9 protein-coding genes are annotated in these 8149 nt (G+C 73.8%); 4 read left to right on the forward strand and 5 right to left on the reverse strand.

The genetic code is table 11. The annotated features are described in order from the left end of the window. Positions 1 to 2: 2 nt before the first annotated feature. Positions 3 to 1727 (reverse strand): ABC transporter ATP-binding protein, encoded by a 1725-nt coding sequence (locus OL599_RS23815; RefSeq protein ID WP_264716535.1) that lies wholly within the window; start codon positions 1725 to 1727, stop codon positions 3 to 5. A gap of 146 nt (positions 1728 to 1873) precedes the next feature. Between OL599_RS23815 and OL599_RS23820 the strand changes: the two genes are divergently transcribed. Then, a complete protein-coding gene (locus tag OL599_RS23820) occupies positions 1874 to 2851 on the forward strand; it encodes a glycosyltransferase family 9 protein (protein WP_264716536.1) in 978 nt (325 codons plus the stop codon). Positions 2852 to 2859: 8 nt separating this feature from the next. Here OL599_RS23820 and OL599_RS23825 read toward each other — a convergent pair whose 3' ends face one another. The 4 genes from OL599_RS23825 to OL599_RS23840 are packed head-to-tail and all read right to left on the reverse strand — an operon-like array spanning position 2860 to position 5612. Beyond that, the gene (locus tag OL599_RS23825) at positions 2860 to 4056 is read right to left on the reverse strand and encodes a CCA tRNA nucleotidyltransferase (RefSeq protein ID WP_264716537.1); all 1197 of its coding nucleotides are present in this window, start codon (positions 4054 to 4056) and stop codon (positions 2860 to 2862) included. After that, complete coding sequence (locus OL599_RS23830) at positions 4040 to 4300, reverse strand: DUF6111 family protein (RefSeq protein ID WP_264716538.1); 261 nt, start codon at positions 4298 to 4300, stop codon at positions 4040 to 4042. Before OL599_RS23830 ends, OL599_RS23825 begins: the two co-directional genes overlap by 17 nt. Next, on the reverse strand, positions 4300 to 4950 hold the full coding sequence (locus OL599_RS23835) for a CoA pyrophosphatase (RefSeq protein WP_264716539.1): 651 nt from the start codon (positions 4948 to 4950) through the stop codon (positions 4300 to 4302). The genes OL599_RS23830 and OL599_RS23835 overlap by 1 nt, the downstream gene beginning before the upstream one ends. A gap of 53 nt (positions 4951 to 5003) precedes the next feature. Next, positions 5004 to 5612: a DUF1285 domain-containing protein gene (locus OL599_RS23840; protein WP_408886987.1), complete on the reverse strand. Its 609-nt coding sequence runs from the start codon at positions 5610 to 5612 to the stop codon at positions 5004 to 5006. Between the two features lie 201 nt (positions 5613 to 5813). Between OL599_RS23840 and OL599_RS23845 the strand changes: the two genes are divergently transcribed. From OL599_RS23845 to OL599_RS23855, 3 genes are all read left to right on the forward strand, one after another. Next, on the forward strand, positions 5814 to 6830 hold the full coding sequence (locus OL599_RS23845) for an AAA family ATPase (protein ID WP_456306718.1): 1017 nt from the start codon (positions 5814 to 5816) through the stop codon (positions 6828 to 6830). A 48-nt stretch (positions 6831 to 6878) separates the two neighbouring features. Next, positions 6879 to 7781, forward strand: a complete 903-nt coding sequence (locus tag OL599_RS23850; RefSeq protein WP_264716542.1) for a DUF58 domain-containing protein — start codon at positions 6879 to 6881, stop codon at positions 7779 to 7781. Further along, a partial coding sequence (locus OL599_RS23855; protein ID WP_264716543.1) for a BatA domain-containing protein occupies positions 7778 to 8149 on the forward strand: 372 nt, incomplete at its 3' end. The genes OL599_RS23850 and OL599_RS23855, both read left to right, overlap by 4 nt.

Consider the following 8149-nt stretch of genomic DNA (forward strand, 5'->3'; position numbering starts at 1 on the left):
GACTATTGCAGCAACGATTGCGTCTTCACCAGACGGGAATACAGCCCGTCGCGCTCCATCAGCTCGGCATGCGTGCCCTGCTCCACCGCCCGCCCATCGGCCATGGCCACCACCAGGTCGGCGTCGCGCACGGTCGACAGGCGATGCGCCACCACGATCGTGGTGCGGCCCTTGCGCAGCTCGATCAGCGCCTGCTGCACCAGCGCCTCGCTTTCCGCGTCCAGCGCACTGGTGGCCTCGTCCAGCAGCAGGATGCGGGGGTTGCGCAGCAGCGCGCGCGCCAGCGTCACGCGCTGGCGCTGGCCGCCGGACAGCCGCCCGCCGCCGGGGCCGACGATGGTGTCGTAGCCCTGCGGCAGGGCGGCGATGAAATCCGCGGCGGCGGCGGCCCGGGCGGCCTGCGCCACCTCGGCATCGGTGGCGCCGGGCCGACCCATGCGGATATTCGCGGCGATGGTGTCGTCGAACAGCAGCGTGTCCTGGCCGACATAGGCGATGGCGTCGCGCAGGCTCGCCAGCGTCACCGCGCGCACATCGGCGCCGTCGATCCGGATGGCCCCGGCCGTCGCCTCGTGCAGGCGCGGGATCAGCGCCAGCGCGGTGGACTTGCCGGCGCCGGACGGCCCCACCAGGGCCACCGTCAGCCCGGGGCGAGCAACGAAGCTCAGGCCGCGCAGCCCCGCGCGCCCGTCGGGATAGGCGAAATACACGTCCTCGAATGCCACCTCGCCGTGCCCGGGCGGCAGCGTCACCGCGCCAGGCGCATCGACGATGCGCGGCCGCTCGTCGGCCACGGCGAAGCAGCGCACCAGCCCGGCCAGCCCTTCCTGCAGCGCCGCGTTGAGGTTGCCGAGCGCGCGCAGCGGCCGCGAGGCGATCAGCAGCGCCGTCACGAACCCGGTGAAATTGCCCAGCCCGCTCGCCCCGGTGGCCGCGCGCCAGCCGGCGAAGCCGATCACGGCCGCCACCGCCGCCCCGCCCAGCACCTCCAGCAGCGGGTCCAGCCGCGCCCGCCCGCGGATCATGCGCATCAGCGAGCGGTACAATTGCTGGAACGCCGCCTGCGCCCGTTGCGTCTCGGCCCCCTCCAGCCGGTAGGCGCGCACCGTGCGCGCCTGGCCGAAGCTCTCGTTCAGCAGCGCCGCGGCCTCTCCGGTGGTTTCCTGCATGCGCGCCGAGGCCCCGCGGATGCGCCGGCCGATGCGCTGCACCGGGATTGCCGCCAGCGGATACAGCAACGCGGCGATCAGGCTGAGCTGCCAGTCCAGCCACAGCATCGACGCCGCCAGTCCCACCAGACCGACCGCGTCGCCAACCCCGTTCACCGCGCGGATCATGGCTTCGCGGATGGTCACCGCATCGGTGGTGAAGCGCGCGGCAAGCTGCGCCGGCGCCTCGCGCTCCACCCGCGCGAGGTCGGCATGCACGAGGTGGCGGAACATGGTGTTCTGCAGGTCGCGGATCACCTGCATGACCACGTTCTGCACGGTGATGCTCTGCAGGTATTGCACCAGCGCCTTGATCGCGGTGACCGTCACCACCAGCACCGGCACCTGGTAGAGGATGCGCCGGTCCTTGTTGGCGAACATCTCGAAGGCGCGGTCGATCACGATCGGGTACAGCGCCTGCACGCCGGCCAGCAGCACGGTCAGCACCACCACCACGGCCAGCCGGCCGCGATAGGCGCTGACATACTCGCGCCACAGCCGCAGCAGCAGCGGACGCATGCCATCAGCAACGGCGGGGGGCGACAGGGCAGAGGGCGTGGCATCCATGGCCGGGCCGTGTATCAGTCCAGCGCGCGCCCCGCCAGTTTCGCCATGTGCGGCGCCCACCCCTTCATTTCCGGGACCGAGTTGGGCAGAACGCATGCATGCCCGCCAACCTTCCCGCCAATCCCCGTATCGTCGCCTATGTGGACCTCGACCTCGTCGGCGACGCGCTGATCAAGCTGCCGCTGGTCCGCGCCATGCGCCACGCCTTTCCGGACGGCGAGCTGATCTGGGTCGCCGGCCGCGGGCGCAGCGCCTTCGCCGGCGCGCTGGCGCCGATGATGCCGGGCCTGCTGGACCGGGTGATCGAGCAATGCGGCGTCGGCAAGGGCCTCGCGGACGCGCTGGGCCCGCGCCGCATCGACCTGCTGATCGACACGCAGAGCCATGTCGGCACCACGCTGGCGTTGCGCTGGCTGCGGCCACGCCGCTTCGTCTCCGCCGCCGGCGGCTACCTGCTGTCCGGGCGCTGGCCGCGCCTGGGCTACCGCAAGCCGCGCTGGCTGATCCGCCGCCTGCTCGACCTGCTGGAGCTGGCCACCGGCCGGCCCGCCGTCACCGACGGGCCGTTGGGCCTCGCGCCCGCGGTCACAGCCCTGGCCGCATCGCTGCTTCCCGCCGGCCCCTGCTACGTCGCCCAGGCCACCGGCGCCGGCGGCAAGCACAAGGCGTGGCCGCTCGACCGGCATGTGGAGCTCGCCCGCGCCCTCATCGCCCGCGGCCAGGTGCCGGTGATGATCCTGGGGCCCGACGAACAGGACACCCACGCCCCCCTCGCCGCCACCCTGCCCGGCGCCCGGTTTCCGCTGCAGCAGGCCGCCGCGCTCGGCCAAGCCGCCGGTCCCGACCTGACCATCGCGCTGGCCGGCCGCTGCGCCGCCGCCGTCGCCGGCGATTGCGGCGGCGGCCATATGCTGGCGGCCTCCGGCGTGCGCATGGTCTCCCTGTTCGGCCCCACCGACCCGGCCAAGTTCGCCCCCTGGGCGTCCAGCCTCACCATCCTGCGGGCACAGGACTGGGGAGCGCCGGAGATGGCGGCCATCCCCGTGGCGCCGGTGCTGGCGGCGCTGGAGGGTTAGCGAACGGCCTACGCCTGCAGCCGCCGCTGCAGTTCCGCGCGGCAGGCAGCGGCGTCGGCGGTGCAGCCGCCCTCCATCCACCAGGCCCGCAGGGCGCGCAGCATCGCGCCCATGGCCGCGCCTGCGGGCACGCCGGCGGCCACCAGGTCGCGGCCGCGCAGCGGGAACACCGGCACCTTCATGTCCGCCAGCCGCGCCAGCAGCCCGGCATCGCCGCCGTCCAGCCACACGCGGCCGGTCAGCACCGGCTTCGAGGTGTCGGCCAGCATCCGCCGCAGCGTGGCGTCGTCGGCATCGGGCGCGGGAGCAGGGCCGGCGCGCAGCGCCACCAGCCGGTCGCGCTCGGCCGAGGACAGGCGCAGCCGCTCGGCCACGGCCAGCGCATCGCCCGACAGCAAGGCGGCCAGCCGCAGCAGCGGGTCATCCGGCGCCCCGGTCGCCACCAGCCGGGCGAGGCGCTCGGGGTCGGCCCCTTCCGGCAGCGCGGCATCCAGCACGCCCAGGCGCCGCATCAGCGCGACCGACGCCACCGGATCGGGTGCGGCCAGGATGCGCTTCAGTTCGCTCCATACCCGCTCGGCGCTGAGCCGGGCGAGGCCGGGCACGGCGCCATCGATCGCCGCCAGCGCCTGCGGGTCCGGCGCGCCGGTGCCGAAGCGCGCATGGAAGCGGAAGAAGCGGAGGATGCGCAGATAGTCCTCGGCGATCCGGGTCGCGGCGTCGCCGACGAAGCGCACCCGGCCCGCGCGCAGGTCGGCGATGCCGCCGAAATAGTCGTACACCGCCCCGTCCGCCGTCATCGACAGCGCATTGATGGTGAAGTCCCGCCGCGCCGCGTCCTCGCGCCAGTCATCGGTGTAGGCCACCACGGCGTGCCGGCCGTCGGTCGCGACGTCGCGGCGCAGCGTCGTCACCTCGAAGCCGCGATGCCCGGAGACGGCGGTGACGGTGCCGTGGTCCAGCCCGGTCGGCACGGCGCGCAGCCCGGCCCCGGTCAGCGCGCGCGTCACTGCGTCGGGCGGGTCGGGGGTGGCGAGGTCGATGTCGGCGACCGCGCGCCCGGCCAGCGCGTCGCGCACGCAGCCGCCCACCAGCCGCGCCCGCGGCAGCGCCGCCAGCACCGCGTGCACGGCGGGGTCGGCCACGAAATCGGGCGGCGCAATCCGCAGCGCCGGCGCCTCGGCCATGTCAGCGGGGCGGGTCATGCGGCACCTTCGGCACACCGTGGCCCGGCACGATCCGGCCATCCTCCAGATGCGCGGGCTCGTAGGCCTCGCTGCGGTCGATCCGGCGGTTCAGGCCGTACCACATCGTGCCGGCCGCCATCACCAGCACCGCGACCGCGGCGGCCCAGACCAGCCTGGGCGGCGTGCGCGGGCCCATGATCCGCCACGTCACGAACAGCGCGAAGGGCACCAGGAACAGGCCAAGCTCGGTAAAGCGCAGCATCAGGGCTCCCGCAGGCGGGCGGCCAGATGCACCAGGATGGCGGCCGTTGCGCCCCAGATATAATGCTCCGGATGCGGCCAGACCCAGAATTCCCGCCAGCGGCCACGATAATGCGCGCGCCGGCGCTGCGGCGCCCGGGGATCCAGCAGCACCGACAGCGGCAGCGCGAACACCTCGGCCACCTCATCCGGCGACGGCGCCAGATGCAGCTGCGCGAGGTCCCACCCCTCCGGCAGCAGGCCCAGCACCGGGGTGATGCGATAGCCGGTGCCGGTGACGTAGTCGCCCAGCCGGCCGGCCAGCTCCACCTGCGCGGGATCGAGCGCGATCTCCTCGCGGGCCTCGCGCAGTGCCGCGGCTTCGGCGCTGGCATCGCCGGGGTCGATGCGCCCGCCGGGGAAGCTTACCTGGCCGGCGTGCTTGGTCAGATGCGCCGTGCGCCGGGTCAGCAACACCCCGGGCTCGGCCCCCAGCAGGAACGGCACCAGCACCGCGGCCGGCACCAGCGCGCCGCTGACGAGGTCCATCGCGTCGTCCGACCCGGAAGCGGCGCCGATCGCCGGCGGGTCCTTCACCTCGATCGTGGTGCGCGCGGGGGTTGGCAGGTCGTAGGGCGCGGCCAGCCGCACCCGCAGTTCGGCGGCATCCACGATCTAGGCAGACCTTTCGCGGTCTGCGCCACTCGGGGTCGCTCCGGCCACGATCACTCCGTGCATCCGCAGCCATCCTCGCCCGGCGGCAGTTCGCCCAGCGGAAAGAAGCAGTTGCAGCTCCATACGCCCAGCATCCGCCGCCCGTGCACGACATGCGGCTCGGCCAGGGCCACCAGCTCATAGTACACGGCGCGGCCGATCCGGGCCTCGATCGGCAGCCGGCCGCGGCCGGGGCGCACATGCAGGTAGGGCGTGGGCTCGCAGGTCAACAGATCGTGCGCGATGCGGATCGGATGCTCGGCTCCGGCGGTCACCAGCTGGTCCACGTTGGTGCGCAGGGTCAGCGTCTGCTGCCGCCCGACCCCGGTCCAATCCAGCTCCACCGCGACGAAGGGCGCGTCCTCGACCTCGATGCGGCCGCGCTCGGCCGGGGTCTGCAGCCAGAAGCTGCCGTCCGCCTCGCGCTGCAGCACCGAGGCGAACAGGCACACCAATTCCTTCCGGCCGATCGGGCTGCCGCGATACATCCAGGTGCCGTCACGCTTGATCAGGAATGGCAGATCGCCACATTCGAACGGAACGCGCGGCGGCCGACCGCCCACCGGGGCGGATTTCACGCCGGGCGTCACCTGGCCGCCGGTTGCCGCCCCGCCGCCCATCGCCTCGCTCGTGCCACGTATCGCGTCGTTCAATCCCGCGTTTCCCCGCTCCGCCTGCGACTGGTCGCCGTCCCGCGCCGAACCATTTCCTGTAACAGCCTTACGCCGCGTTTGCCGATATAGGTAGCATCCCCCCGAGAGTGAAAGTGGCACAGTGTTCGCCAGTCCCCATTTGATCAGCGCCGCGCGCGAAGGACCCAGATGATGTCGGCCAGTGCGACCCCTCTGACCCCTCCCCCTTCCGGCGATATCCTCGCCGAGGTCGAACTTCTCGGCGCCCGCATCGCCGCCGTGCGCGCGCAGATCGGCCGCGCCATCTACGGCCAGCAGGAGGTGGTGGACCAGACCTTGATCACCCTGCTGTCCGGCGGGCACGTGCTGCTGGTGGGCGTGCCCGGCCTGGGCAAGAGCCGCCTGGTGGAGACGTTGGCCACCGTGCTCGGCCTCGGCTCCAAGCGCGTGCAGTTCACCCCGGACCTGATGCCGGCGGACATCCTGGGCAGCGAGGTGCTGGACGAGGCGCCGGACGGGCGGCGCAGCTTCCGCTTCGTGCCCGGCCCGGTGTTCTGCCAGTTGCTGATGGCCGACGAGATCAACCGCGCCAGCCCGCGCACCCAGTCCGCCCTGTTGCAGGCGATGCAGGAAGGCCGCGTCGCCGTGGGCGGCGTGGAGCACCCGCTGCCGCGCCCGTTCCACGTGCTCGCCACCCAGAACCCGATCGAGCAGGAAGGCACCTATCCGCTGCCGGAGGCGCAGCTCGACCGCTTCCTGCTGGAAGTCCAGGTCGGCTACCCCGACCTCGCCGCCGAGCGCGCCATGCTGATCGCCACCACGGGCGCCGCCGAGGCCAAGCCGGTGCAGGCGCTGACCGCCGAGGAGCTGATGGCCGGGCAGGCGCTGATCCGCCGCGTGCCGGTGGGCGAAAGCGTGGTGGACGCCATCCTGAACCTGGTGCGCGGCGGCCGGCCGGAGTCCAGCGACGACGAGGCGGTGCGCAAGCATGTCGCCTGGGGCCCCGGCCCGCGCGCCGCCCAGGCGCTGATGCTGGCCAGCCGCGCCCGCGCGCTGCTGGACGGCCGCCTCGCCCCCAGCATCGACGACGTCGTGGCCCTGGCCCCGCCGGTGCTGCGCCACCGCATGGCGCTGAATTTCTCCGCCCGCGCCGACGGCGTGGCGCTGGCAGACATCATCGGCCGGCTGGTGGAGCGCCTGGGATGATCCGCGCACCGGAGGCGCGACGATGACCCGCGCGCCAGAGGCACGACAGTGATCCTCCCCTCCCGGTCCGGGGACAGCGCGGTCTCCGCGCGGCGGGCGGAAGCCCTCGGCGCGCGGCTGCCGCCGCTGCTGGTGGCCGCACAGCGGGTGGCGGCGACCGTCGCGCAGGGCGTGCATGGCCGCCGGCGCGTCGGCCAGGGCGACAGCTTCTGGCAGTTCCGCCCGTTCCTGCCCGGCGACGCCGCCGGGCGCATCGACTGGCGCCAGTCCGCCCGCTCCGACCGCGCCTATGTGCGCGAGACCGAATGGGAAGCGGCGCAGACCGTCTGCCTGTGGCGCGACGGCTCGCCCAGCATGCGCTGGCGCTCGAAGGCCGCCGCCACATCCAAGATCGAGCGCGCCGAACTGCTGCTGCTGGCGCTGGCCTCGCTGCTGCTGCGCGGCGGCGAGCGGGTGCGGCTGATCGGCGCCGAGGCCCGTGCCGTCACCGGGCTCGACCGGCTCGCTGAACAGGTGCAGCACCTGCGCGACGACGCGGCGCCGGGTGCGGCGGGCCTGCCGCCGGACACGGTGCTGCCGCGGCACTCCCGCGCCGTGCTGATCGGCGACCTGCTGGCGCCGCTGGAGCAGGTGCAGGCCGTGGTCGGCCGCATGGCCGCAATCCCGGTCACCGGCCACATGCTGCAGGTGCTGGACCCCGCCGAGGCATTGCTGCCCTATGAAGGCCGGGTGCGCTTCGAAGGGCTTGAGCGCGAGCAGCACACCCTGATCCCGCGCGTCGAGGGCGTGCGCGAGGCCTACGTGAAGCGGCTGGCCGCCCAGCAGGAGGGGTTGGCGGCGATCTGTTCGGCCGCCGGCTGGGGCTTCTCCGTCCATCACACCGACCACCCGCCGGAAGCCGCGTTGCTGGGGCTGTACACCGCCCTGGCGCCGGAGCCGGGGCGCCGATGATCTTCGGATGGCCCATCGTTTTCGCCTCGCCCTGGGTGCTGTTCGCGCTCGCCAGCCTGCCGCTGCTGTGGTGGCTGCTGCGGGTGACGCCGCCGGCGCCGCGGCGCGAGATCTTCCCGGCGATCCGCCTGCTGCTGGGCCTGACCGCCACCGCGGAAACCCCGGCGCGCACGCCCTGGTGGCTGCTGGCGCTGCGCATCCTGGCGGCGGCGCTGGTGATCCTGGGCCTCGCGCGTCCGGTGCTGGATGCCGGCGGCCGGCTGCCGGGCGGCGGGCCGGTTCTGCTGGTGATCGATGACGGCTGGGCGGCCGCCCCCGGCGGGCCGCGCCGCATCGCCGCCGCCACCGCCGTGCTGGACCGCGCCGAG

Origin of the sequence: Limobrevibacterium gyesilva (assembly GCF_025989185.1) — a bacterium.
Lineage (GTDB): Bacteria > Pseudomonadota > Alphaproteobacteria > Acetobacterales > Acetobacteraceae > Limobrevibacterium > Limobrevibacterium gyesilva.

Bases quoted from the DNA above. Each gene is read 5' to 3' on its own strand.
- OL599_RS23815 (WP_264716535.1), bottom strand. From the start codon at position 1,727: ATGCGTCCGCTGCTGCTGCGGCTGTGGCGCGAGTATGTCAGCGCCTAT.
- OL599_RS23820 (WP_264716536.1), top strand. From the start codon at position 1,874: ATGCCCGCCAACCTTCCCGCCAATCCCCGTATCGTCGCCTATGTGGAC.
- OL599_RS23825 (WP_264716537.1), bottom strand. From the start codon at position 4,056: ATGACCCGCCCCGCTGACATGGCCGAGGCGCCGGCGCTGCGGATTGCG.
- OL599_RS23830 (WP_264716538.1), bottom strand. From the start codon at position 4,300: ATGCTGCGCTTTACCGAGCTTGGCCTGTTCCTGGTGCCCTTCGCGCTG.
- OL599_RS23840 (WP_408886987.1), bottom strand. From the start codon at position 5,612: ATGGGCGGCGGGGCGGCAACCGGCGGCCAGGTGACGCCCGGCGTGAAA.
- OL599_RS23845 (WP_456306718.1), top strand. From the start codon at position 5,814: ATGATGTCGGCCAGTGCGACCCCTCTGACCCCTCCCCCTTCCGGCGAT.